The following is a 23,138-nucleotide window of genomic DNA, read 5'->3' as shown; positions in this document are numbered from 1 at the left end:
AGGCGGCTCATCACTCCGGCGGGGTCGTCGCCGCTGTCGTAGGCGAGGGCGCGGAGCATGTTGCGCAGCTGGCCCATGCGGACGGCGGCGGCCAGGTCGTGGCCGACGACGTCGCCGATGGCGAGCACCGCCGAGCCGTCGGGNAGCGGGAAGGCGTCGTACCAGTCCCCGCCGACCTCGGCGCGTTCGCGGGCGGCCACGTAGCGGGCGGCGAGCTGGAGGCGGGCCAGACCGGTCAGGTCGGGCAGCAGCGAGAGCTGGAGCTGCTCGGCGGTGTACTGCTGGAGCGCGTACAGCCGGGCGTTGTCAAGGGCCAGCCCCGCCCGGTGCCCCAGATCCGCCGCCAGCGCCTGCTCCTGCTCGTCGAACACGGCACCCGGCGCACGCCGCACGAACGTCAGCGCGCCCAGTGTCTGCCGTCGTACGCGCATCGGCACGATCAGCGCGGTCCCGGCGCCCAGCATGCGGTACAGCGCCCGCTGGGCGGCCTTGAGGGGGTCCTGCGGGTCGGGTTCGCCGAAGTCGGTGATCTCCAGCGGGCCCGCTCCGCGCAGCACCTTCGCGACGGCGGCGCCCGAGTCGTCCGGGCCGGGCAGGAATCCCCCCGGCAGCACCCGCAGCGCCCGCTCCGGGTCCCGGTCGGTGACCGTGAGACGGCGCAGTCCCTCGCCGTCGACGACGTCGACCACACAGGCGTCGGCCAGGTTGGGCACCACCACCCGGGCCAGGCGGCGCAGTGCCTCCTCCGCGTCCAGGCCCGAGGCCAGCGCCCGGCTCGCCTCGGCCAGCAGCCGCAGCCGGGCCGCCGCGGGCTCCGGTACCGGCTCGCCGGACGGTCCTCCCGGCGGTGCGGGCTCCCGCTTCATCACGCTCCCTCCTGACGGCGCCGCCGCCGGTGCCGCCGCCGTGCGGGACGGCGGGGGGACCGGCGGATCGCCTCCAGTCTGCGGCTCCGGCGGGCCGAGGACATCCGGGCGCGCCGGGCGGCCGGGAGGTCGTCGGCGGAGCGCCGGGCGCGGGGCGGGCGCGGGCAGCGGTATTGGCGCGGCGCCGGGTGTGTCAGCCGCCGGTCTCCTCGGCGAGCTGCTTGATGCCCTGGAGGGTGGCCTCCATGCCGCGGCGCAGTTCGTCCCGGCGGTAGGCGAGGATCGCCTCCTTCCGGTCGGGCCGCTGCTCGATGGCCACGGTGACCCCGCTGCGGCCGGGTCCGCCGCGCATCGACTGGCGCAGCAGGGTGCCGCCGTCGTCCGCCTCCAGCTCGTAGCGCCAGAAGGCGAGGGCCTGGGCGAGGTCCTGGGCCGGTGCGCCGTAGCGGCCGTCCGGGTCGGTGACGGCCCAGGCGAAGACGCGCCGTTCGTCCAGTTCGACGACGTGGGAGACGGTGCGCCAGTCACCGGCCAGGGGGTTGCTGTTGTGGCCCTCGAAGCGTGCTCCGAGGGCGGGCCGGTCGGCGCCGTCGAGCCACTCGGCCCGTTGCAGTTCCGGGCTGAGCCGGGCGGGCAGGTGGATGTCGGTCACCAGCTGCCACACCCGGGCGGGATCCGCCCGGACGCGGACCTCGCAGCGGACGCGCAGACCCTCGGCATCGTGCATCTCTTCCCCCAGGTGAGAACCGTCGCCGACCGGCCACCGGGTCCCGCGTCCGCGGGCAGGCCGATCATGCGCAGGCTAGTCCAACGCGCCGCCCGCGCGGGTGTGTTCCATCTCCCGTTTCAATCTCCCTCGGTCCCCGCGGTCCCCTCGACCAGGCGGCGCAGCGAGGGCAGCAGCGCGTCGAGGTCCTGCCCGGTGCGGAAGGCGACGACGGTGGTGCCGCCGTCGCCGCCCTCCGCGGGGTGCGGGCGGGTGCCCGGTGCCGGGAACAGGTCCAGCACCTCGCGCATCGCCTCGTCGATCTCCGCCACCGGGTCCGCCGACTCGCCGCGCAGCCACCGCCGCAGCACATGGTTGTGGGCGGCGACGACCGAGGCCGCCATCAGCTCGGCGCGCAGCGACGCCGACGCCGTGGGGGCGCCCATCCACTCGGCGATGAACTCGCGGAACAGCCGCTGGTAGCGCGCCACGCTCGCGATCTCCCGGTCGCGCAGGACGGCCACCCTGCTGGTCAGCGCGTAGCGGCGGCGGGCGAGGCCGCCCTCCTCGACGTAGTGCAGCAGGACCAGGCGCACCGCGTCCGAGACGGCGGCCAGGGCGGTGCGGTGGCTGGAGGTCGCCAGCCGGTCCCGGATCAGCTCCAGCAGCCGGTCGTGGTCGGGGAAGACGACGGCTTCCTTGGACCGGTAGTTCCGGAAGAACGTCGTACGTCCCACTCCGGCCCGTTCCGCGATGTCGTCCACGGTCGTCTGCTCGTACCCGCGCTCGTCGAAGAGCGCGAAGGCGGCGTCCGCCAGCCGGATCCGCGTGGGTGTCTTGCTCATGACCGCTCATCCTCCCCTGTCCCGGCCGGTGTCCACCACAAGGGGCCCGCGCGGACGGCGGCGGTTCAGTGCGGGCGGCCGCGGGCCCGGCGGAAGCGCGCCAGGCCCTCGGACAGCCCGACCACCGGATCGGGGTAGTCGAGCGCGGCGCGCTCGGGTCCCGGCAGCTTCCACGGCTCGTGCACCCGGCGGCCGTCGACGTCCGCCAGTTCGGGCACCCAGCGGCGGACGTAGGCGCCGTCCGGGTCGTACCGCCTGCCCTGGGTGACCGGGTTGAGGACCCGGTTGGGGCGGCTGTCGGTGCCGGTGCCGGCCGTCCACTGCCAGTTGAGCTGGTTGTTGGAGATGTCGCCGTCGACCAGCCAGTGCAGGAAGTGGGCGGCGCCGACGCGCCAGTCGACGTAGAGGGTCTTGGTGAGGAAGCTCGCGGTGAGCAGGCGGGCGCGGTTGTGCATCCAGCCCTCGTGGCGCAGTTGGCGCATCGCCGCGTCGACGACCGGGTAGCCGGTGCGGCCCTCGCGCCATGCCTCGATGTCGGCCCGCGCGGTGCGCTCCGGGCGCCAGTGGTCGTGCCGGGTGCGGTAGTCGGCGTGGGCGGCGGCGGGGCGGGCGGCGAGGACCTGGCGGTGGAAGTCGCGCCAGGCGAGCTGCCGTACGAAGGCGTCGGCTCCCGGGCCGCCGCGGCGGCGGGCCCGGTGCACCAGTTCCACCGGGGACAGGGTGCCGAAGTGCAGATGGGCGGAGAGCCGGGAGGTGGCGTCGCCCGCCAGGTCGTCGTGGGTGCGCTCGTAGTCGTCCAGGCCGCTGCGCCAGTACGCGGTGACGCGGCGGCGGGCCTCGCGCTCGCCGCCGGGCGGCAGGGCGGGCGAGAGGCCGCCGACGTCGGCACGCCGCGGCAGCGGTTCGCCGTGCACGTGGTCCGGGACCGGGACACGGCGCGGGGCGGCCGCGGCCGCGCGCAGCGGGGCCTTCGCCCAGCGCCGGTGGTACGGCGTGAAGACGGCGAAGTGGTCGGAGGAGGCGGGGGTCACCTCGCCGGGCGGTACCGCCACGGTGACCGCGTCGTGCACGGTCAGGCGGCGCCCGGCGGCCTCCAGCGCGGTGCGCAGCCGCTCCTCGCGGCGGACCGCGAACCGGCTGTGCGCGGCCGACAGATGGACCTCGGCGGCGTCCGCCTCGGCCGCCACCCGGCACACCTCCTCCACCAGATCGCCGCCGCGCACCACGAGCCGTCCGCCGCGCTCGCGCAGCGCGGCGTCCAGGTCGGCCAGGCAGTCGGCGAGGAAGGCGGCGCGGTTGGGCGGGTCGAACCCGGCGGCCGTCACGGCGCGGTCGCGCACGAAGAGCGGGACGACGGCGTCGGCGCCCGCCAGGGCGGCGCGCAGCGGCGGATGGTCGTGCACCCGCAGGTCGGAGGTGAACAGGACGACCGAAACACGCATGGGCTCAGTTCCTCCTCCGTGGCCGGGCCCGGCCCGGGGCGACGCTACCGGCTCGCGGCCGCCGGGTGCGGCACCGGCGCGGGGCGGTCCTCCTGGGCGCGGGAGGCGGCGCGGACGATGTTGCGGGCCATGCCGCCGAAGACGACGGCGTGGAAGGGCGAGACGCTCCACCAGTACAGGTGGCCGAGCAGACCGCGGGGGTGGAACAGGGCCCGCTGCCGGTAGCGGACGGGTCCGGCGCCGTCGCCGTCCACGCGCATCTCCAGCCAGGCCAGGCCCGGCAGCCGCATCTCGGCGCGCAGCCGCAGCAGCCGGCCGCGCTCGATCTCCTCCACCCGCCAGAAGTCCAGCGAGTCGCCGACGCGCAGCCGCCGGGCGTCCCTGCGGCCCCGGCGCAGTCCCACCCCGCCGACGAGCCGGTCCAGCCAGCCGCGCACCGCCCAGGCCAGCGGGAAGGAGTACCAGCCGTTCTCGCCGCCGATGCCCTCGACGACGTCCCACAGGGCGCCGGGCGGCACGTCGGCCTCGCGTTCGCGTTCGTCGGTGTAGAGGCTGCCGCCGGACCAGTCGGGGTCGGTGGGCAGCGGGTCGCTGGGCGCGCCCGGTACGGAGGCGGAGGACCAGCGGGTGCTGACCTGGGCGTCCCGGATGCGTTGCAGGGCCAGGGAGAGGGCCCGGTCGACACCGAAGGGGTGGCCGGGCGGGCTGGGCACGTACCGTTCGATGTCGTGGTCCCGGCAGACCACCTCGTGGCGCAGGGACTCCGTGAGCGGGCGGGCGATCGAGGCCGGTACCGGGGTCACCAGACCGACCCAGTGGCTGGACAGGCCGGGGGTGAGCACGGGCACGGGCACGATGAGGCGACGGGGCAGCCGGGCGACGGCGGCGTAGCGGCGCATCATGTCCAGATAGGTGAGGATCTCCGGGCCGCCGATGTCGAAGGCGCGGCTGACGTCACCGGGCAGGGCGGCGCAGCCGACGAGGGTGCGCAGCACGTCGCGTACGGCGATCGGCTGGATGCGGGTGTGCACCCAGCGCGGGGTGACCATCACCGGGAGGCGTTCGGTGAGGTAGCGCAGCATCTCGAAGCTGGCGGAGCCGGAGCCGATGATGACGGCGGCGCGCAGCACGGCGGTGGGCACGCCCGAGTCGAGCAGGATGCGGCCGACCTCGGCGCGGGAGCGCAGGTGCGGGGAGAGCCGGTCCTCGGGGACGCCTTCGGGGGTGAGTCCGCCGAGGTAGACGATGCGGCGCAGGCCGCTCCTGCGGGCCTGTTCGCCGAAGACGCGGGCGGCCTCGCGGTCGGTGCGTTCGAAGTCGCGGCCGGTGCCGAGGGCGTGCACGAGGTAGTAGGCGACGTCCACGCCTTCCATGGCGCGCGCCACCGAGTCCGCGTCGGTGACGTCGCCGCGGACGGTCTCCACCCGGTCCGCCCAGGTGTGGTCGCGCAGTTTGGCCGGAGTGCGGGCCAGGCAGCGCACCCGGTACCCGGCGTCCAGCAGCTCGGGGACCAGGCGGCCGCCGATGTAGCCGGTGGCGCCGGTGACCAGGCACAGCGGGGCGCGGCCGGCCGTCCCTGTGCCCCGGCGATCCGGCCGCTCGTCCCCGCTGGATCCGGTGGTCCGCTCCTCGTGCATGGTCCCGCCTCCGCCGCCTTCCGGGGTGTCGTGGTCGGGGGTACGGGTTCCACCGCGCGGGCGGTCCAACCGGACCGGCCGGGCGGCGGGCGGCTCAGCCGGGTGTGAAGCGGACCGGTGTGCCGACCGCCGCCTGGGCGGCGGCGGCCAGGCCGGACGCGGCGACGACGCCGATCACCGGGTAGCCGCCGGTGGTGGGGTGGTCGTGCAGGAACACCACGGGGCGGCCGTCCGGCGGGACCTGGAGCGCGCCGAGGACCATGCCCTCGCTGGGCAGCTCGCCGGGCACGGCCCTCTCCAGCGGCGGTCCCTCGGTGCGCAGGCCGACGCGGTTGCTGTGCGGGGAGACGCGGTAGGCCGCCGAGAAGAGGGTGCGCAGCGCCGCCGGGGTGAACCAGTCGGCGCGGGGGCCGGGCCGCAGCGGCAGGACCAGTTCGGCGGGCGGCGCGGGCCAGGGGGCGGCGCCGGGCAGCGCGGCGGTGCGGGCGGCCGCGTCCGGCGGGGGGCTGTCGCCCAGCGGGAGGACGTCGCCCGCGCGCAGCGGGGCCGGGCCGAGGCCGGAGAGCAGGTCGGTGGAGCGGCTGCCGAGGACGGGGGCGACGGCGATGCCCCCGGCGAGGGCGACGTAGGCGCGCACGCCCGCGGTGACGGGGCCCGCGTCGAGGACCGCTCCCGCGGGCACATGCACCGGGGCGCCCCAGGCGGCGGGCCGGCCGTCGACGGTCACCGGGCAGGGCGCACCGCCGACGACCACGGTGACGGGGCGGTCGGGGCGCAGGGCGCAGCCGGTGACGGTGGTCTCCAGGACGGCGGCACCGGGCTCGTTGCCCAGCAGCCGGTTGGCGAGCCGGGCCGCGGGGGCGTCCAGGGCGCCGGAGCGCGGCACGCCCAGGTGCGCGTGGCCGCGTCTGCCGGTGTCCTGCACGGTGGTGAGGGCGCCGGGGCGGACGACGGTGACGGTGGTGCTCATGCGGCGGTGTCCTCGGTGACGAACCGGACCCGGGTCCCGGGGGTGAGGAGCGCGGGCCGGTCCCGGGTCAGGTCCCACAGCGCGGCGGGGTCCGGCATGGTGCCGATGAGCTGCCAGCCGCCGGGGGTGGCGCGCGGGTACACGGCGCTGTAGGGACCGGCGAGGCCGAGCGCACCGGCCGGGACCCGGGTGCGGGGGGTGGCGCGGCGCGGTACGTGCAGGGGCTCGGGCAGCCCGGTGAGGTAGCCGAATCCGGGCGCGAAGCCGCAGAAGGCGACGCGGTAGGTGTACGAGGAGTGCCGGGCGGCGACCTCGTGGGCGCCGATCCCCCACAGGGCGGCCACGTCGGCGAGGTCGGGGCCGTCGTAGCGCACGGGGATCTCGACCACCTCGCCGGTGTCGGCGGCCCGGTCGGGCACGTCCCAGCCGGTGAGGGCGCGGGCGAGGGCGTCCGGGTCCGGTACGCCGTCCAGCAGCACGGTCCGCTCGCCGGGCACGATCTCCTCGACGGGCGGCAGGGTGCCGGCCGCGCGCCGCCGCAGCAGTTCGGCGTGGAAGGCGGCGGTCCGTTCGGCGTCGGGCAGGTCGACGAGCAGGGCGTGACGGCCCGCCGGGCGCAGGGTCGGGGACCGGTCCGGGCTCATGCGAAGGCACCGACCGGGACGCCGGCGGTCTCCAGGGCCGTACGGACCCGGGCCGCGATCCGGGCGGCGCCGGGCGTGTCGCCGTGCACGCACAGCGAGCGGGCGGCGACCGCGACGGTGCTGCCGTCGACCGCGCGGACCGCGCCGTCCACCGCGAAGGCGAGGGCGCGCCGCACCACGGTGTCCTCGTCGGTGACCACGGAGTCCGGCTCGCGGCGCGGCACAAGGGTGCCCTCCGGGGTGTAGGCGCGGTCGGCGAACGCCTCCGGCACGGCGGTGAGGCCGGCCTCTGTGGCGGCGGCGAGCAGCTGGGAGCCGGGCAGGCCGAGCACGGGCAGCTCACCACCGGCCAGGCGCACTCCGGCGATCACCGCGGCGGCCTGTCCGGCGTCGTGGACCGTACGGTTGTAGAGGGCGCCGTGCGGTTTGACGTACACCACGTCGGCGCCCGCGGCCTGGGCGAAGACCTTGAGGGCGCCGATCTGGTAGGCGATCTCGGCCGCGAGTTCGTCGCCGGGCACGTCCATGGCGCGCCGGCCGAACCCGGCCAGGTCGCGGTAGGACACCTGGGCGCCGATGCGTACGCCGCGCTCGGCGGCGAGGTCGCAGACGCGGCGCATCACGGCGGGGTCGCCGGCGTGGAATCCGCAGGCGACGTTGGCGCTGGTGACGACGGACAGGAGGGCGTCGTCGTCGGTGAGGGTCCAGCGGCCGAAGCCTTCACCGAGGTCCGCGTTGAGGTCGATCACACCCTGAACGTAGACGATTGTTGAACGATCCGACAAGGGGGTGGCGGACGATCCGGCGAAGGGGGAACATGTCGGCCCGATGGCAGCAGTGTGAATTCACCCCTTGTTCGATCGTTCAACGATCGCCTAAGGTCCGTGCATCTTCCCCATGGATCCGGTCCCGGATCCGCGTCCCCCGCGGGGCGCCCCCGTCCCCAACGCCCGAAGAAGGCCGCGCATGATCGTTCTCCTCGGTGTGGTCGTGGTGATCCTCGGATTCGTCACCCGCCGCAACCCCGTCCTGGTCGTGGGCGTCGCCGGGATCGTCACCGGCCTGCTCGGCAAGATGAACCCGCAGGAGGTCCTCGCGGCCTTCGGCCGGTCCTTCGCCGACAGCCGCTCGGTCACCGTCTTCGCCATCGTGCTCCCGGTGATCGGCCTCCTGGAGCGCTACGGCCTGCGCGAACAGGCCCGCAATCTCATCGGCCGCCTCGGCAGCCTCAGCGCCGGCCGGTTCCTCACCGTCTATCTGCTGGTACGCCAGGTCACCGCGGCCTTCGGCCTCAACAGCATCGGCGGCCCCGCGCAGACCGTACGGCCGCTCGTCGCCCCCATGGCCGAGGCCGCGGCCGAGCGCACCACGGGCGCGGCGCTGCCCGAGCGGATGCGCGAGAAGGTCCGCTCCTACGCCGCCTCGGCCGACACCGTGGGTGTCTTCTTCGGCGAGGACTGCTTCATCGCGATCGGCTCGATCCTCCTGATCACCGGATTCGTGAACTCGACGTACCACCAGGAACTGGAACCGACCCAGCTGGCCCTGTGGGCGATCCCGCTCGCCGTGTGCGCCTTCCTCATCCACGGAGCCCGGCTGCTGCTCCTGGACCGGCAACTGGAACGCGACATGGCGCTGGCCGCCGCCGAGCACGAGCTGCCGCTCCCGAAGGGAACCGCCAAGTGATCAAGGTCGAATGGCTCTACTGGCTGGTGGGGCTCGTCTTCGTCGTGATGGCCGTGCAGATGGCGGCCGACCGCAGCAACCCGAAGCGGTGGACCTCCGCCGCGTTCTGGGGCCTGCTCGGGCTCACCTTCCCCTACGGCACCGGCGTCGCCAACGGCGAGGCGCACAACGGCGGCTGGACGCTGCCCGCCGAACCGCTCGGCGTGGCGGTCCTCGTGCTGATCGTGCTCGCCGGATTCAACTTCCTCGGCAAGGGCGTCCCGGTCACCACCACCGCCGAGCAGCGCGAGACCTCGGCCGCCCGGCTGGGCAGCAAGATCTTCGTTCCGGCCCTCACGATCCCGGTCGTCGCGATCATCTGCGCCTCGGTGCTCGACGACTCCGGCCTGTTCGAGACGGGCAAGGCCACCCTGATCGGCCTGGGGGTCGGCTGCGTGGTCGCCCTCGTCGTCGGCATGCTGGTCACCGGCGAGCGGAAGATCTCCGTCCCGCTGCACTCCGGGCGTTCGATGCTGGAGGCGATGGGCTCCGCGCTGCTGCTGCCGCAGCTGCTCGCCGTGCTCGGGTCGATCTTCGCGCTGGCCGGGGTCGGCACCCAGGTCGGCAAGATCGTGGACGATGTGCTGCCGGACAACTCGAAGTACCTCGCCGTGCTGGCGTACTGCCTGGGCATGTTCCTGTTCACCGTGATCATGGGCAACGCGTTCGCCGCGTTCCCGGTGATGACCGCGGCGATCGGCTGGCCCGTCCTCATCCAGCAGATGCACGGCAACGAGGCCGCCGTCCTCGCGATCGGCATGCTGGCGGGCTTCGCCGGAACGCTGTGCACCCCGATGGCCGCCAACTTCAACATCGTCCCGGCCACCCTGCTCGAACTGAAGGACCAGTACGGGCCGATCAAGGCGCAGATACCCACGGCGATCCCGCTGCTGGGCTGCTGCATCGTGATCATGGCGGTCTTCGCCTTCTGAGCCCGCGGGCCGCCGCGCCCGCCGTCCCGCCCCCTGGCCCTCGTACCTCCTCAAGGAAGCCCCATGACCCGTGTGCTCGTCACCGGCTTCGCCCCGTTCGGCGGCGAACAGGTGAACCCGTCCTGGCAGGCGGCCTCGCTGCTGGCCGCCGAACCGCCCACCGGCCTCGGCGTCACCGCCGCCGAGCTGCCCTGCGTCTTCGGTGCCGCCCTCGACGCGCTGCGGGACGCCGTCCGGGCGAGCGCCCCCGACCTCGTCGTGTGCCTGGGCCAGGCGGGCGGCCGGCCCGCCGTCACCGTCGAACGCGTCGCCGTCAACATCGACGACGCCCGCATCCCCGACAACGCCGGCGCCCAGCCCGTCGACGAGCCCGTGATCCCCGGCGGCCCCGCCGCCTACTTCTCCACACTCCCGGTGAAGGCGTGCGTGGCCGCCCTGCGCGCCGCCGGTGTCCCGGCCGCCGTCTCGAACACCGCGGGCACCTTCGTCTGCAACCACGTCGCCTACGGCCTCGGCCATCTGCTCGCCACCGAGTTCCCCGGGGTGCGCGGCGGCTTCGTGCACGTGCCCTGGGCGCCGGAGCAGGTCACCGACGGCTCCGCGCCCGCCCTGGAGCCCGCCACCGTGGCCCGCGGGCTGCGCGCCCTGCTGGCCGCCGCCGCGAGCACACCCGCCGGACAGGACCTGCGCGTCACCGAGGGGGCCACCCACTGATGCCCCTCGCCTCCCACGCGGCGCCCTTCGCCCGGCTCGCCCTGGCCAACATCACCCGCGAGTACCCCAACTTCCCCGCCCACCTGGTGGCCGCCCCGGACGAGGACACCCGGCCCAGCACCCTCCATCCGGCCTTCTACGGCGCCTACGACTGGCACTCCAGCGTCCACATGCACTGGCTGCTGGTACGGCTGCTGCGCCGCTACGGCGGCACCCCCGCGCTGCCCGGCACCGCGCCGTTCACCGCCGTGCTCGACCGGCACCTCAGCACCGGGCACATCGCCGCCGAGGCCGCCTACCTGCTCGACCGGCCCTCCTTCGAGCGGCCCTACGGCTGGGCCTGGCTCCTCGCGCTCGCCGCCGAGTGCCGCGCCCACGGCGGCGAGCCGGGCGCCCGCTGGGCCGCGGCGCTGGCACCGGGCGTCGCCGCCGTCGACCGGCTGCTGGCCGACTGGCTGCCCAAGGCCACCTATCCCGTACGCCACGGCAACCACCCCAACAGCGCCTTCGCGCTCGGCCTCGCCCTCGACTCGGGCGAGCTGTCCCCCGCGACCGACCGTGCCGTGCGGGACCGGCTGCTGGCCTGGTTCGCCGACGACCACGACGCGCCCGCGCACTGGGAGCCCTCCGGCCAGGACTTCCTGTCTCCCGCCCTGACCGAGGCCGACGCCGTGCGCCGGGTGCTGGAGCCGGAGCGGTTCGCGTCCTGGCTCGACCGGTTCCTGCCCGCCCTGGGCACCGGGGCGCCCTGCCCGCCGCTGGACGTGCCCGTGGTCTCCGACCACACCGATCCGCAGATCGGCCATCTGCTCGGCCTCGCCCTCAGCCGGGCCGCCGCGCTGCGCTCCCTGGCGGCGGCGCTGCCGGACGGACCGGTCCGCGCCCGGCTCGCCGGGGCCGCCGACGCCCATCTCGCGGCGGGCCTGCCCGCCGTGGAGCGCGGCGACTTCACCACCGACCACTGGCTGGCCACCTTCGCCGTCCTCGCCCTGGACCCGGAGCCCGGCACCGGCCGCTGACCCGCCCCTCCCCTCCCCCGCCCTGCCCCGCCCTCCCCGACGCCGCCGGGGAGGGCGGGGCTATCCTGACCGGCGTACCTGGACACGGGGTGCCCCCGCACGGGGGCTGAGATCACACCCGTCGAACCTGAACCAGTTAGGACTGGCGGAGGGATGTCACATGTCAGTGCCGTATGCCCGCGGTGAAGCGGCCCCCGGAGATCCCCGGCACGTCTTCGACGGGCGGATGCCGACGGCCCCGGGCGATCTGCGCATGGAGGCGCGGGGCATCGCCCCGGTCCCCGAGGACGCCCGCTACGGCAGCCCCGCGCGGCTGTTCACCGTCTGGTTCGCCCCCAATCTGACCATGACCGGCGTGTTCACCGGCACGGTCGGCATCACGCTCGGCCTGGACTTCCCGACCGCGCTGGCCGCCGTCGTCCTCGGCACCCTGCTGGGCGCGGTGCCGACCGCCTACCTGGGCACCTGGGGCAGCCGGACCGGTGCGGCGCAGCTGCCGCTGGCCCGCCTCGCCTTCGGCCGGGCCGTCACGGTGCCGGGCGCGCTGCAATGGCTGTCCTCCATCGCCTGGGACGCCCTGATCGGCCTGTTCGGCGGGGACGCGCTGGCCCAGCTCTGCGGCTGGCCGTTCTGGGCCGGGGTGCTGGTGATGATGGCGGGACAGGGCGCGCTGGGCGTGCTCGGCTACGAGGCGATCCACCGCCTCCAGACGGTCATGACGTTCGGGCTCGCCGCGGCCTTCACCGTCGTCGCCGTCAAGCTCGCCGACGGCGGCCACACCGGCGCGAGCGCCACCGCGCACGGCGCCGACCGGGCCGGGGCGTTCGTCCTGACCTGCACCGTCGCGCTGAGCCTCGCCCTGTCCTGGGCCCCCTACGCCAGCGACTTCAGCCGCTATCTGCCCCGGACGGCCTCCCGTCCGCGCATGTTCTGGTGCACCCTGCTCGGCATCGGCCTGTCGTTCGTCGCGGTGCAGGCGCTCGGCCTGTGGGGTGCCGCCCAGTTCACCGACCAGACCGCCCGGGGCGTCGACCGGCTCCTCGGCGGCGGCGCCCTCGGCGCGTTCGGGCTGCTCGCGGTCGCCCTGGCGGCCCTGTGCAGCAACGCCATGAACGACTACAGCGGCTCGCTGGCCCTCCAGACGATGGGGGTGCGCCTGCCACGCCCGGTGGCCGCCGCGTTCGCCGCGGTCCTCGGCTTCCCGCTGGTGCTCTGGATGCACGCCGCCGACACCACCGCCCGCTTCCAGAACGTCCTGCTCTTCGTCGGGTACTGGATCCCCGGGTTCTGCGCCGTCGTCATCGTCGACTGGGCCGCCCGCGCACGGGCCCGCGGCGGCCGCCCGGTCGACCTGGCCGAGGAGACGGCCCGCCCGCAGCCGTGGTGGCCCGCGCTGACGGCGTTCGCCGTCGCCTTCGCCGCCGCGGTGCCCTTCATGAACACCGGCCTCTACCTGGGTCCGGCCGCCGAGGCGCTGCACGGCGCCGACCTCGCCTATCCGGTGGCGTTCGTGGCCGCGCTGCTCGTCTACGCGCCGCTGCGGGGGCTGCGGCTGCGGCGCTGACGGCACCGGCCGCCGAGAGCACCGATCTCGCCGAAACCGTGCGCGCCAACCCGTAGTTGGGCATGCTCACCGCAGCGAGGTGTCCCGCGGACGGGCCGGGCGGGGCCGCAGGGGAAGGCGGTGGGCCGGGTGGCGCACGAGAAGGCGGGGAACGCCACGGGGGCGCGGGCCGCGCGGTCCGGGGCGGTTGCCGCGACCGAGCATGCGGCCCGGGTCGCGGAGCGGCACGGGTTCGGCGCGCACCGCGCCACCCGTGCGCTCGGCGGCGGGGACGTCGGCTGCGCGGGCTTCGGGGCGGGAGTCGTCCTGCTGGCGCCGGGGATCGGCCTGACCGCCGGTTCCCACGGCACGGCGGTCACCGCGCTCGGCGCCGCCTTCCTGGCCCTCGCCGTCGCGCTGCCCCTCGCGGCCCTGCGCCACGAGAGGCACCGCGACGGCCGCCTGCCCCGCATGCATGCCTTCGACGGCGGCCTCGTCCTCACCGGCAGGGACGAGGCCGTCGCGCACCCCTGGCGGGACATCCGCGTGGTGGAGCGCGCCGAGACCACGACGGTCGGCCAGGGCGGCAACCGCATGACCGTCCAGCGCATACGGTTCCAGCACGTCGGCGGGCAGGTGCTGTGCTCCATGGCGTCGGACGCCACCGCCGTCGAGATCGCCAGGGTCGCGCTCGCGGGCGGCGCACACACCTGACGGCCGCTCAGGTCGCCTGTGTCTCACGCCCGTTCACCCGCCTGCGCCAGCACCCGGGAACCCTGCCCGGCCGCGTCGGCGGCGGCCGTGGCCGCGCGTTCGGCGTCGCGCCTGGCGACCTCCTCGCGGACGAGCGGGATCACGTACCGGCCGAAGTCGATCGCGTCGTCCAGCAGGTCGTACCCCCGGGCGGAGAGGATGTCGACGCCGAGGTCGTAGTAGTCCAGCAGCGCGCGGGCGACCGTCTCCGGGGTGCCGACCAGGGCGTTGGAGTTGCCCGCACCGCCGGTCGCGGCGGCGGTGGGGGTCCACAGCGCGCGATCGTAGCGCTCGCCCTGCGCGGCGATGTCGAGCAGCCGCTGGGAGCCGGTGTTCTGCGGCGCGTCGCCCCGGTGGTGCCGTACCGCACCGGCGGCCCGCCGCTCCCGGATGGCGCCGACCGTGCGGTGGGCCTTCTCCCACGCCAGTTCCTCGGTCGGGGCGATGATCGGGCGGAAGGCGGCCTGGATGCGCGGGAGGTCGGTGCGGCCCGCCGCCCGCGCGGCGGCGCGCACGGACTCGATCTGCTCGGCGGTCCGGGCCAGCGGCTCGCCCCACAGGCAGTAGATGTCGGCCTCGGCGCCGCCCGCGGCGTACGCGGCGGGCGACGAGCCCCCGAACGAGACGCCGGGACGCGGCTGCTGGACGGGGAAGACATCGCTGACGAAGTCGTGGAAGCGGTAGTGCTCGCCCTCGTGGTCGAAGGGTTCGCGGGTGGTCCAGATCTTCTTGACGACGCCGATGTACTCGCGGGTGCGGGCGTAGCGCTCGTCCTTGGTCAGGGTGTCGCCCTCGCGGCGCTGCTCGTGGTCGCTGCCGCCGGTGATGAAGTGGACGGTCAGCCGGCCGTCGCTGATCTGGTCCAGGGTGGCGAAGGTCTTCGCGGCGAAGGTGGGATAGGAGACGTTGGGCCGGTGGGCGAGCAGGATCCCCAGCCGCTCGGTCCGGCTCGCCACGTACGCGGCGGCCGGCGCGGGGTCCGGGGATCCGGAGCCGTAGGCGAACAGCACCCGGTCCCAGCCGTACTCCTCGTGCGCTCGGGCGAGGCGGAGCGTGTGGTCCTTGTCGAAGGCGGCGCCGGAGCGCGGGGTGGTCTCGGAGCCGTCGTTGGTGGCGGCGATGCCGAGGAATTCCACGGGCATGCGAGGGGCCTTTCGTCTGCTGGGCCGGGGAGAAGCCGGGGTGGCGGTGGGCGCGCGGGCGTGGCGGCGTCGGCTCGCCGCGCCGCCGGTTCAGCGCGGCGGGGAAGCGGAGCGGGACGATGCGACGGCTTCGGGCGCCGGGTGCGGATCCGGGCGTCGGGTACGGACAGGTGCGCTGCGCAGAGGAAGCGCCGGGGACCGCGGACGTGCGCGGAAGCCGCTCGGTCCGCGGTGGGGTCACCCGGAGGCAGCGGGGCGGGCCGGTCGGGCGGGCCCTTGCCGGGTCAGGCGCGACACGCCGCGGACCACACCCGACCGAAGTCGATGTGGTCGCGCGTGGTCAAGCGCTGCTGCCGGGCCGTCATGCCCTCCATTGAGCAAGAGATCGCGCCGCGCGTCAACAGGTGACCGGATGCCGGACCCTTCCCGACGGGCCGGCTGACGGGTCGCCCGACGGGCCGTCGGCGGGGCGGCTGACGGGCCGTCGGCGGGGCGGTCGGCCGGGGCGGGTGGTGGCGGGGCCCGGCGGGCCGGGGGCTTAGCTCCAGGGGGCCGCAGAGGCCCGCGCGCCGTGCAGGAAGTGGTCGCCGAGGGAGCGCAGGAGGGGGGCGGCGGGGCCGCGTCCGGTGAGCACCCGGATGTTGCGCCAGAACCGGTCGAGCCCCTCGGCGTCCGCCAGCTCCAGGACCCCTTCCCCGGCGTGCAGGGCCGACCGCGCCGTGACGGTCTCGGCGGCGGCGACGAGGGCGGCGGTGTCCGCGCGCCGCTCGGTGTCCAGCTCCGGTCCGGCGTCCAGGCTCCGTGCCATGGCGGCCGTGGCGCGGTCGACGACCGCCGAGGCGCTGTGCACGGCCAGCGCCAGTTCCCCGAAGGCGAACAGCACGTCGGCGTCCGCGCCCGGGGGCAGGTCGGGACAGAGCCCCGTTCCGTTCACGGGCCGGGCGTGGGAGGCGGCACGGGCCAGGTCGCGCGCCTCGGCGAGCGCGCCCTCGGCCACGCCGAGGACGACCTGGGCGAGCATGAGCCGCAGGGCCAGCGGGGCGAGGGTGGCCGAGGGAGCCACCGCGTCCTCGTCGTGCGCGGCGGCCCCGATGACGTCGGACGGGCCGACCGGGACGTCCTCGAAGACCACCGTGCCCGCGCCGGTGAGCCGCTGGCCCAGCCGGTCGGTCACAGGGGTGCGGCCGGCCCCGGGGTGGTGCGGGTCCACCAGGACGACGAGGGCGTCGCCGCCTGACACGCGGACCGCGTCCAGGACGAGCCGGTCGGCCGTGTCCACGGCGGTGGGCAGGGCCCGCCGGCCGTTGAGGCGGTAGCCGTCACCGGTCCGGGTCAGGGTCAGGCCGGCGCCCGGGTCGCCGGGGTGCCGGGTCTCGTCCGTGCCGTCCGGTCCGGTGCCGCCCGCCAGCAGCCACTGCTCGTGCGCGGCACGGGACTCCAGGTCGGCCGCGCGCCCCGGCTCGGCGAGGAAGCGGGCGGTCCAGGACAGCACGTAGTGGCGGCCGAGGAGTTCACCCATCGAGCCGTCGGCGACCGCGATCCGGCGGACGATGTCGCAGGCGTCCCGCCACCCGGTGCCCGCGCCCCGCGCGCCCGGCGGTACGAGGGCGGCGGTGAGGCCGGAGTCGCGCAGCCGGGCCACCTCGTCGTAGGGCGGCTTCCCCGCCCGGTCGCGGTCGATCGCGTCCACCGCGAGGTCGTCGGCGAGGTCCTGGGCGACCCGCTGCCAGATCCCGGTCCCCCCGGCCGCGTCGTCGGTGCCACCGGCGGCGCCGGCCTCCGCGGCCCCGCTCATCGTCGTACCCCGGACGGACGCGCAACGGGTGTGCTCACGGCGACCCCCACCATTCTCCATTTTTCCTATCGGATAAGTAGGGAATCATCCTGAGCGCGCGGCACGGCCCCGGCAAGAGGGCGTCCGCCAGGCGGACATGGCCGTCCCGCGCCTCGGGACGCGGGGACGCGGGGATCCGACCGGTGGCCAGGGCGGCGCGCGCACGACAGGTCCGTACGGCGCGTGCGTCAGGGCGGCCCGGGGAGCGTCCGGCGGGCGCTCTCGGCGACGCGGTCCGCGAACGCGGCGACGAGGTCGCGGAGTTCGCCGGGGCGCTCGACGGCGAAGGGCAGGTCGAGCGAGGCGAGGACCGGGGGCAGCCAGTCGAGCCGTTCCACGCGCAGGGTGACGCGGTACCAGCGTTCGGGGACAGGATCCGCGTCCGGCGCCTCCTCCACGGTCGCGACGGAGGCGGGCAGCCGGGTCCGGATGCGGGCGAGCGTCCCGTGGACGTGCAGCACCACCTCGTGCCGGTAGGCGGCGGTGGCGAAGCCGGTGAGGACCCGCTCCGCCGGTTCGGGCCCGCTGGCGGGCGCCTCGAACATCCCGGGGAGAGTGCGCGCGCCGGTGATGCCGTCCAGACGGAACGTGCGCTCCTCCCCGATGCCGGGGTCGGTTCCGGTGACGTACCAGCGGCCCGAGTGCACCACCAGACCGTCCGCGTGCAGAGTGCGCTCGCTGTGCCTGCCGCGCCGGTCGGTGTACCTGATCGACAGGGGCCTGCGGTGGCGTACCGCGTCGGCGACGGTGAGCAGGACACCGGCGTCGGGGGCGGCGGCCGGGCCGGGGCCGGGCGGCCCGGTGAAGGTGAGCGAGTCCAGCACCGCGTCGAGCCGGTGCGCCAGACGGCGGGGCAGCACGCGGCGGATCTTGGCCGCCGCCGTCTCGCTCGCGGTGGCCGTCGCCGCCGTCAGACCGGTCCGGTGCGCGGCGACCAGGCCGAGCAGGACGGCGAGCGCCTCGCCGTCGCCGAGCATGAGCGGCGGCAGCCGGTGGCCGGGGGCCAGCCGGTAGCCCCCGTAGCGGCCCCGCACCGCTTCGACGGGGATGTCGAGGTCGTGCAGATGGCCGATGTACCGCCGCACGGTGCGCGGGTCCACGCCGAGCCGGTCGGCGAGTTCCGCGAGGGTCCGGGTGCCGCCCGACTCCAGCAGTTCCAGGAGGGTGAGCACGCGTCCGGTGGGTCGGGTCATGCCGTGGAGGCTAGCCGCAATAGTGGACCGGTTCTGTCCACTATCTGTCCTACCTTCGAAGACGCAGCGGCCGCACGAGCCGCAACCGCCCCATCGGGCATGCCGCAGAAGCACAGGAGAACGCCATGGACTTCGTCTCGATCCGCATCATCACCGCCGACGTCGCACGCCTCGTCGCCTTCTACGAGCGGGCCACCCAGGTGGCGGCGACCTGGGCCACCGAGGACTTCGCCGAGCTGCGCACCCCCACCGCGACCCTGGCCGTCGCGGGCACCCGCACCGTGCCGCTCTTCGCGCCGGGCTCCGCCCGCCCGGCCGACAACCACAGCGTGATCGTCGAGTTCCGGGTCGACGACGTGGACCGCGTCCACCGGGACCTGGCCGGTACGGACACCGACTTCGTCACCGAGCCGACCACCATGCCCTGGGGCAACCGCTCGCTGCTGCTCCGCGACCCGGACGGCAACCTGGTCAACTTCTTCACCCCGCCGGCCGCCGCGGAGTGAGGGCCGGACCGTTTGCCATACACCCCGTATCGGATACATGGTGTATCCGATACGGGGTGTATGGCTTAGCGGTCATCCGCGTCCGGAGCCCGCGCTCGCCGACCCGGACGCGATCCTCGCCAGCAACTCCTCGTCGTACCCGGCGCGGCAGTTCACCGACCGCGCGGTCCTCGACCTGCTGCTGCGGGTGCTGCCCGGGTACGGGATCCACCCCTTCGAGGCCCGCCGCGAGAGCACCGGCTTCATCTTCAACCGCATCTGGGCGGCCATCAAGCGCGAGGCGCTGGCCGTGGTCGCCGAGGGCGTCTCGACCCCGCAGGAGGTGGACCGCATGTGGCAGATCAACAGCGGCTCGCAGGCCGGTCCCTTCCGCATGATGGACAAGGTCGGCCTCGACGTGGTCCTGGACATCGAGGACCACTACGCCGCCGAGCGCCCGGAACTGCCCGCGGGCCCGCGCGAACTGCTCCACCGGTACGTCGACGCCGGGCACCTCGGGGTGAAGAGCGGCCGGGGCTTCTCCGACGACTACGGCACCGGCGGCTGAAGCACCGGGCGCGCCGTTGGACACTGGTCCCGCAGAGGCCCTCGCGCCACCGCCGTACGAAAGGTCCCGTCGTGCCCAAGTCACCCACGAAACGACGTCCCCGCACCGTCGCCGGCCTGCTGGAGAGCGCGCTGGCCCTGTTCACCGAGAAGGGCTTCCACGCCACCTCGGTGAGCGACATCGTGGAGCGGGCCGGACTGACCCGCGGCGCCTTCTACTCCAACTACCGGGACAAGGAGGAGCTGTTCCTCGCCCTGTACGACGCGCACACCGACCGGCTGCTGGCCCGGCTGGAGGAGACGGCGGCGGGGCTGGACCCGCGGGCCGATCCCGTGGCGCAGTTCCTGGACCGGATCGCGGAGCGTCCCGAGGAGCGGCGCTGGTTCGTGGTCTCGATGGAGTTCACGCTGCACGCGGCGCGCTCCCCGGAGACCGCGCGGGCGCTGGCCGCGCACGAGGAACGGCTCACCGAGGGCCTGTCGCGCCTGGTCCTGCGCGCGCTGAGCGCGACCGGCCGCCGGCCGTCCGTGCCCGCCGAGGACCTGACCCGGCTGATCGTGGCGCTGTCCGAGGGCCTGACCGCGCTCCATCTGATCCGGAGCACCCGGGACGGCGACGTCCGGGGCCTCTCCCACCGCCTCGTCCCGCACCTGATCGAGGCCCTGACCGAGGAGGCGCCGAGGACGACCGCGCCGCCCGCCCGGACCCCGGCGGACGACAGCGTGGGCGGGCCGTTCCAGGGGTGAGCCGCGAAGGTGCCCGGCGCGTCCCGTCCCCGGCGGTGCGCGAGCACCGCGCCGGGACGCACCGGGCGGGCGGGTCAGGCGCCGCTCTGGACCGGTCCGACGAGGGTGCCGGGGGTCACCGTGAGGGTGCCCTCACCGACGGACGTGCCGGGAATCTCCCCGTCCGGGGCGCGCAGCGTGAACGCGACCCCGTCGGCGGCGGCCCCGCGGCCCTGGCCGGGCACCTGGATGTCGAAGTGCACCGGGTGGCCCGGTCCGAAGGTCACCGGCGCCTTCTGATCCCCGTAGCGGCCCGCGGCGACGGCGACCTGTCCGCCGTTGCGGGAGAACCGCACATCGGTGGGCGAGCCGGCCAGTGTGCACGGCTCGTACCCGCGCGGCGCGGTCAGGGTCACGCGGTAGTGGCTGTGTCCGGAGCTGGCCTGGTCCTGGGTGACCCGGGCGAGATGGTTGGCCGGACGGCAGGCCGAGGGGGCGGCGGCGCGGGTTGCCGCGGAGGCGGTGCGGTGCGCCGTGGGGGACGCCTGCGCGACGCCCGTACAGGCGGCCCCCGTGAGCGCGGCGGTGGCGACGGCGATCGCGTACTTCGTGTGGGAACGCATGCTGAACACTCCTTGCCTTGCTTGATGGTCCCGCCGGGTGTCCTCCGCCGGAACCATGGTCGACACCATCTCTGCCCCCTCCCCCGGACCGGGAATGTCTCAGGACTGCCACAGGCGGCCGGGGGCCCGCTGCGGGTGTCCCGGCGGCTTCAGGACTCCGGCCCGGCCGCCTCCGCCGCCGGGAAGGTCCACCGGGTGTGCGTGTAGACACCCTGGTCGCGGCCGAAGCCGTACGCCGTGGCCGGGGCCACCGCGAAGACCACCGCGCCGCCGTCGCGGAAGGCGTCACCGATGCCGTGGAAGGTGCCCTCGGGCGAGGTGATGTGCGGCCCGTACTTCGCCTCGTAGGCCCCGATCACCTCCTCCAGGAGGGCCGGATCGGTGACCTGTTCGGCACACCCCTCGACCACGAGGTCGAGCCCCTCGGTGAGCGCGTTCGCCCCGGTGGTCAGCGCGCAGTGCGCGTTTCGGGCGAGGTTCCTGGCCTTCTGCTCCCCGGGGCCGGTGGAGAAGTACAGCGTGCCGTCGTGCCAGGCCGCGATCACGGGCGTGACGTGCGGCCTGCCGTCGGGGCGCACCGTGGAGACCCAGAAGATCTCGGCCGCCCGCAGCCGCCGCTCGGCCTCGGACCACGGGGTGGCGGTGGCCTCGGCGGCACCCGGGCGGGGACGCAGCGCGGAGCTGTAGCGGGCGTCGAAGTCGGTCGTGGGCTGCTGTACGGGCATGGCGGTGTTCCTTTCCGTTCCTTCTCGGTTCCGTTCCTTCTCGGTGTTCCTCTCCCGTACAACGACCGCCGGGCCGCTCCGGAGTCATCGCCGTACGACAGATCGCCTACGACAGACCCGCGCGACCCGACGGACTCGTACAGCCGGTCGTGTCACACCCAGACCGTGGCGAGCCAGACGGTCAGCGCCGCGGTGAGCAGCAGGGTGACGTTGAGGCCGATCGCGCGGTCCCCGCGGCGCAGGTGGACTCCTGTCGCGCCGGTCTGGAGGACGACGAACCCGAGGGCGGCGGCCAGGGCGAGCCCGGGGGCGATGCCGGTGAGCGGCGGCAGGACCAGTCCGAGCGCGCCGAGCACCTCGACCGCGCCGAGGGCCCTGACGGCGGGCATCGGCATGGTGTCGACCCAGGCCATCATCGGCTGGAGCTGTGCACGGCTGCGGACCGCCTTCAGCGCGCCCGAGTAGAAGGAGAACAGGGCGAGCAGACCGGCGACGACGCCGTAGGCGAGGGTCATGAGGGGCGCTCCCCGGGACGCGGGGCGAGGTCGGTGGCGGGCTCCGTGGCGTAGCGGCGCATCGTGCGGACGGTCTCCCCCGGGTCGGGCGTCCCGTCCCCGGCGTACAGGTCCCGCAGGTCACGGAAGTACTGCACGTACAGGTCCGGTGTGAAGGTGCTGACCATGACGGCCGGTTCGCCGGTGATGTTGGCGAAGGTGTGCGGGGCGCCGGGCGGGACCATCACGAGGGTGCCCGCGGTGGCGTCGTGGACCTCGTGGCCGACGGTGAAGCGCACCGTGCCGGAGACGATGTAGAAGCCCTCGTCGTGCTGGGCATGGCGGTGCTGCGGCGGGCCGGGGGTGTGCGGGGCGAGGACGGATTCGGCGAGGCCGAGGCGGTGCCCGGTGGTGCTGCCGTCCTCCAGGACGCGCATGCGCGTGGTGCCCAGCCAGATCGTCTCACCCTCGTCCGGGCCGACCACCGACACGGCCGGGGCGGTGGTCGCGCGCTGGTGCTTCGGGAGGCCGGCGGACGCGCCGGAGTGCGGTTCATGTGTCATGTTCCGATTCCACGGCCGGGCCGCCCGCGCTGTCCAAGACCTGTTCCGCGGCGTCGATACCGTACGGGTATCGTTGCAGCATGGAGCTGCGGACCCTGCGGTATTTCGTGGCGGTGGCCGAGGAGCTGCACTTCGGCCGGGCCGCCGCGCGGCTGCATATGAGCCAGCCCCCGCTGAGCCGGGCCGTCAAGCGGCTGGAGGCGGACCTGGGCGCCGCGCTGTTCGACCGCTCGCCCACCGGTGTGGCGCTCACCGAGGCGGGCGCGGTGCTGCTCGACGAGGCGCGCGCCCTGCTCGACCAGGCCGACCGGGTGCGGGTGCGGGTGGCCGCGGCAGCCGGGACCGCCGTTCTCACCGTCGGCATCCTCGGCGACAGTTCCGATCCGGGCGCCAACCGGCTGGCCGGTGCCTACCGGCGGCGGCACCCGCAGGTGGAGGTCCGGGTCCGCGACACCGATCTGACCGACCCGGCCTGCGGGCTGACGGCGGGTCTGGTCGATGTCGCCCTGACCCGGGGCCCGTTCGACGGGACCGGCCTGACCGTGCGCGAGCTGCGCGCCGATCCGGTGGGCGCGCTGCTGCGCGCCGACGATCCGCTGGCCCGCCGGGGCGGCCTGCGGCTCGCGGAACTGGCCGACCGCCGCTGGTTCCTGTTCCCGGAGGGCACCGACCCCGCCTGGCAGACGTACTGGAGCGGTGGTGAGCCGCGCCTCGGCCCGGTGGTGCGCACCGTCCAGGAGTGCCAGCAGGCCGTCCTGTGGAACGGCACGGTCGGCGTGACGCTCCTGGACCATGTGCCGCCCGCGGGACTGACCGTGGTGCCGCTGGTGGACATGCCGCCCAGCCCGGTGGTGGTGGCGTGGCACGAGGACGACACCGATCCGCTGGTCCGCTCCTTCGTGCGGATCGCGGTCGCCGCCTACCGCGACTGAACCCCCGCCACCGGTCGCCGGTCGGGGCGCCTGTGAACTGACACGGCGTCAACTTGCT

25 protein-coding genes and 1 riboswitch are annotated in these 23,138 nt (G+C 75.2%); of the genes, 10 read left to right on the top strand and 15 right to left on the bottom strand.

Annotated elements, in window-relative coordinates:
• The 8 genes from B086_RS39805 to B086_RS0111770 all read right to left on the bottom strand — a co-directional run.
• Positions 1–866 (bottom strand): PP2C family protein-serine/threonine phosphatase (locus B086_RS39805; protein ID WP_018566616.1); only part of this gene is annotated, 866 nt, incomplete at its 3' end.
• Between the two features lie 193 nt (positions 867–1,059).
• The gene (locus B086_RS0111800) at positions 1,060–1,593 is read right to left on the bottom strand and encodes an SRPBCC family protein (protein WP_018566615.1); all 534 of its coding nucleotides are present in this window, start codon (positions 1,591–1,593) and stop codon (positions 1,060–1,062) included.
• Positions 1,594–1,712: 119 nt separating this feature from the next.
• On the bottom strand, positions 1,713–2,417 hold the full coding sequence (locus B086_RS0111795) for a TetR/AcrR family transcriptional regulator (protein WP_018566614.1): 705 nt from the start codon (positions 2,415–2,417) through the stop codon (positions 1,713–1,715).
• 65 nt (positions 2,418–2,482) lie between these two features.
• Entirely contained in the window at positions 2,483–3,859 is a 1,377-nt protein-coding gene (locus B086_RS0111790) for a cryptochrome/photolyase family protein (protein ID WP_018566613.1), read from the bottom strand.
• 44 nt (positions 3,860–3,903) lie between these two features.
• Complete coding sequence (locus B086_RS0111785) at positions 3,904–5,496, bottom strand: SDR family oxidoreductase (RefSeq protein WP_018566612.1); 1,593 nt, start codon at positions 5,494–5,496, stop codon at positions 3,904–3,906.
• A gap of 94 nt (positions 5,497–5,590) precedes the next feature.
• Positions 5,591–6,466 carry a biotin-dependent carboxyltransferase family protein gene (locus tag B086_RS0111780; RefSeq protein ID WP_018566611.1) on the bottom strand — a complete coding sequence of 292 codons (876 nt, stop codon included), beginning with the start codon at positions 6,464–6,466 and terminating at the stop codon, positions 5,591–5,593.
• Positions 6,463–7,110: a 5-oxoprolinase subunit B family protein gene (locus tag B086_RS0111775; protein WP_018566610.1), complete on the bottom strand. Its 648-nt coding sequence runs from the start codon at positions 7,108–7,110 to the stop codon at positions 6,463–6,465. Before B086_RS0111775 ends, B086_RS0111780 begins: the two co-directional genes overlap by 4 nt.
• The gene (locus tag B086_RS0111770; RefSeq protein WP_018566609.1) at positions 7,107–7,859 is read right to left on the bottom strand and encodes a LamB/YcsF family protein; all 753 of its coding nucleotides are present in this window, start codon (positions 7,857–7,859) and stop codon (positions 7,107–7,109) included. The genes B086_RS0111775 and B086_RS0111770 overlap by 4 nt, the downstream gene beginning before the upstream one ends.
• Positions 7,860–8,076: 217 nt before the next feature.
• On the opposite strand from B086_RS0111770, the gene B086_RS0111765 reads away from it, so the two are divergent.
• From B086_RS0111765 to B086_RS0111740, 6 genes are all read left to right on the top strand, one after another.
• Positions 8,077–8,796, top strand: a complete 720-nt coding sequence (locus tag B086_RS0111765) for a DUF969 domain-containing protein (protein ID WP_018566608.1) — start codon at positions 8,077–8,079, stop codon at positions 8,794–8,796.
• Positions 8,793–9,767 (top strand): DUF979 domain-containing protein, encoded by a 975-nt coding sequence (locus B086_RS0111760; RefSeq protein WP_018566607.1) that lies wholly within the window; start codon positions 8,793–8,795, stop codon positions 9,765–9,767. The genes B086_RS0111765 and B086_RS0111760 overlap by 4 nt, the downstream gene beginning before the upstream one ends.
• A gap of 63 nt (positions 9,768–9,830) precedes the next feature.
• Positions 9,831–10,481, top strand: a complete 651-nt coding sequence (gene pcp / locus B086_RS0111755; RefSeq protein ID WP_018566606.1) for a pyroglutamyl-peptidase I — start codon at positions 9,831–9,833, stop codon at positions 10,479–10,481.
• Positions 10,481–11,500: a DUF2891 domain-containing protein gene (locus tag B086_RS0111750; protein WP_018566605.1), complete on the top strand. Its 1,020-nt coding sequence runs from the start codon at positions 10,481–10,483 to the stop codon at positions 11,498–11,500. Before pcp ends, B086_RS0111750 begins: the two co-directional genes overlap by 1 nt.
• Positions 11,501–11,575: 75 nt before the next feature.
• A riboswitch (TPP riboswitch) is annotated at positions 11,576–11,671 on the top strand.
• Entirely contained in the window at positions 11,661–13,064 is a 1,404-nt protein-coding gene (locus B086_RS0111745) for a purine-cytosine permease family protein (protein ID WP_026252328.1), read from the top strand. (Overlaps the previous riboswitch by 11 nt.)
• Positions 13,065–13,193: 129 nt before the next feature.
• Positions 13,194–13,757 (top strand): hypothetical protein, encoded by a 564-nt coding sequence (locus B086_RS0111740; protein ID WP_158690383.1) that lies wholly within the window; start codon positions 13,194–13,196, stop codon positions 13,755–13,757.
• Between the two features lie 23 nt (positions 13,758–13,780).
• Here B086_RS0111740 and B086_RS0111735 read toward each other — a convergent pair whose 3' ends face one another.
• From B086_RS0111735 to B086_RS0111720, 3 genes are all read right to left on the bottom strand, one after another.
• A complete protein-coding gene (locus tag B086_RS0111735; RefSeq protein ID WP_018566602.1) occupies positions 13,781–14,938 on the bottom strand; it encodes an LLM class flavin-dependent oxidoreductase in 1,158 nt (385 codons plus the stop codon).
• Between the two features lie 538 nt (positions 14,939–15,476).
• Positions 15,477–16,733 (bottom strand): hypothetical protein, encoded by a 1,257-nt coding sequence (locus tag B086_RS0111725; RefSeq protein WP_018566601.1) that lies wholly within the window; start codon positions 16,731–16,733, stop codon positions 15,477–15,479.
• Positions 16,734–16,960: 227 nt separating this feature from the next.
• On the bottom strand, positions 16,961–17,965 hold the full coding sequence (locus B086_RS0111720) for a helix-turn-helix transcriptional regulator (RefSeq protein WP_018566600.1): 1,005 nt from the start codon (positions 17,963–17,965) through the stop codon (positions 16,961–16,963).
• A 125-nt stretch (positions 17,966–18,090) separates the two neighbouring features.
• Here B086_RS0111720 and B086_RS0111715 point away from each other — a divergent pair, with 125 nt between their 5' ends.
• The 3 genes from B086_RS0111715 to B086_RS0111705 all read left to right on the top strand — a co-directional run bounded on the left by B086_RS0111715 (position 18,091) and on the right by B086_RS0111705 (position 19,764).
• On the top strand, positions 18,091–18,471 hold the full coding sequence (locus B086_RS0111715; protein WP_018566599.1) for a VOC family protein: 381 nt from the start codon (positions 18,091–18,093) through the stop codon (positions 18,469–18,471).
• A 37-nt stretch (positions 18,472–18,508) separates the two neighbouring features.
• A complete protein-coding gene (locus tag B086_RS39800; RefSeq protein ID WP_018566598.1) occupies positions 18,509–19,018 on the top strand; it encodes a 3-hydroxyacyl-CoA dehydrogenase family protein in 510 nt (169 codons plus the stop codon).
• A gap of 71 nt (positions 19,019–19,089) precedes the next feature.
• On the top strand, positions 19,090–19,764 hold the full coding sequence (locus B086_RS0111705; RefSeq protein WP_018566597.1) for a TetR/AcrR family transcriptional regulator: 675 nt from the start codon (positions 19,090–19,092) through the stop codon (positions 19,762–19,764).
• 74 nt (positions 19,765–19,838) lie between these two features.
• On the opposite strand, the gene B086_RS0111700 is transcribed toward B086_RS0111705, so the two are convergent.
• From B086_RS0111700 to B086_RS0111685, 4 genes are all read right to left on the bottom strand, one after another.
• Entirely contained in the window at positions 19,839–20,366 is a 528-nt protein-coding gene (locus tag B086_RS0111700) for a DUF4232 domain-containing protein (RefSeq protein ID WP_018566596.1), read from the bottom strand.
• Positions 20,367–20,515: 149 nt separating this feature from the next.
• Entirely contained in the window at positions 20,516–21,091 is a 576-nt protein-coding gene (locus B086_RS0111695) for a pyridoxamine 5'-phosphate oxidase family protein (protein ID WP_018566595.1), read from the bottom strand.
• 152 nt (positions 21,092–21,243) lie between these two features.
• The gene (locus B086_RS0111690; RefSeq protein WP_018566594.1) at positions 21,244–21,606 is read right to left on the bottom strand and encodes a DoxX family protein; all 363 of its coding nucleotides are present in this window, start codon (positions 21,604–21,606) and stop codon (positions 21,244–21,246) included.
• The gene (locus tag B086_RS0111685) at positions 21,603–22,148 is read right to left on the bottom strand and encodes a cupin domain-containing protein (protein WP_018566593.1); all 546 of its coding nucleotides are present in this window, start codon (positions 22,146–22,148) and stop codon (positions 21,603–21,605) included. Before B086_RS0111685 ends, B086_RS0111690 begins: the two co-directional genes overlap by 4 nt.
• 80 nt (positions 22,149–22,228) lie before the next feature.
• On the opposite strand from B086_RS0111685, the gene B086_RS0111680 reads away from it, so the two are divergent.
• On the top strand, positions 22,229–23,080 hold the full coding sequence (locus B086_RS0111680; RefSeq protein ID WP_018566592.1) for a LysR family transcriptional regulator: 852 nt from the start codon (positions 22,229–22,231) through the stop codon (positions 23,078–23,080).
• Positions 23,081–23,138: the final 58 nt, after the last annotated feature.

Origin of the sequence: Streptomyces sp. PsTaAH-124 (assembly GCF_000373685.1) — a bacterium.
GTDB classification, from domain to species: Bacteria; Actinomycetota; Actinomycetes; order Streptomycetales; family Streptomycetaceae; genus Streptomyces; species Streptomyces andamanensis.
This window is presented reverse-complemented; position numbering and strand designations above follow the sequence as displayed.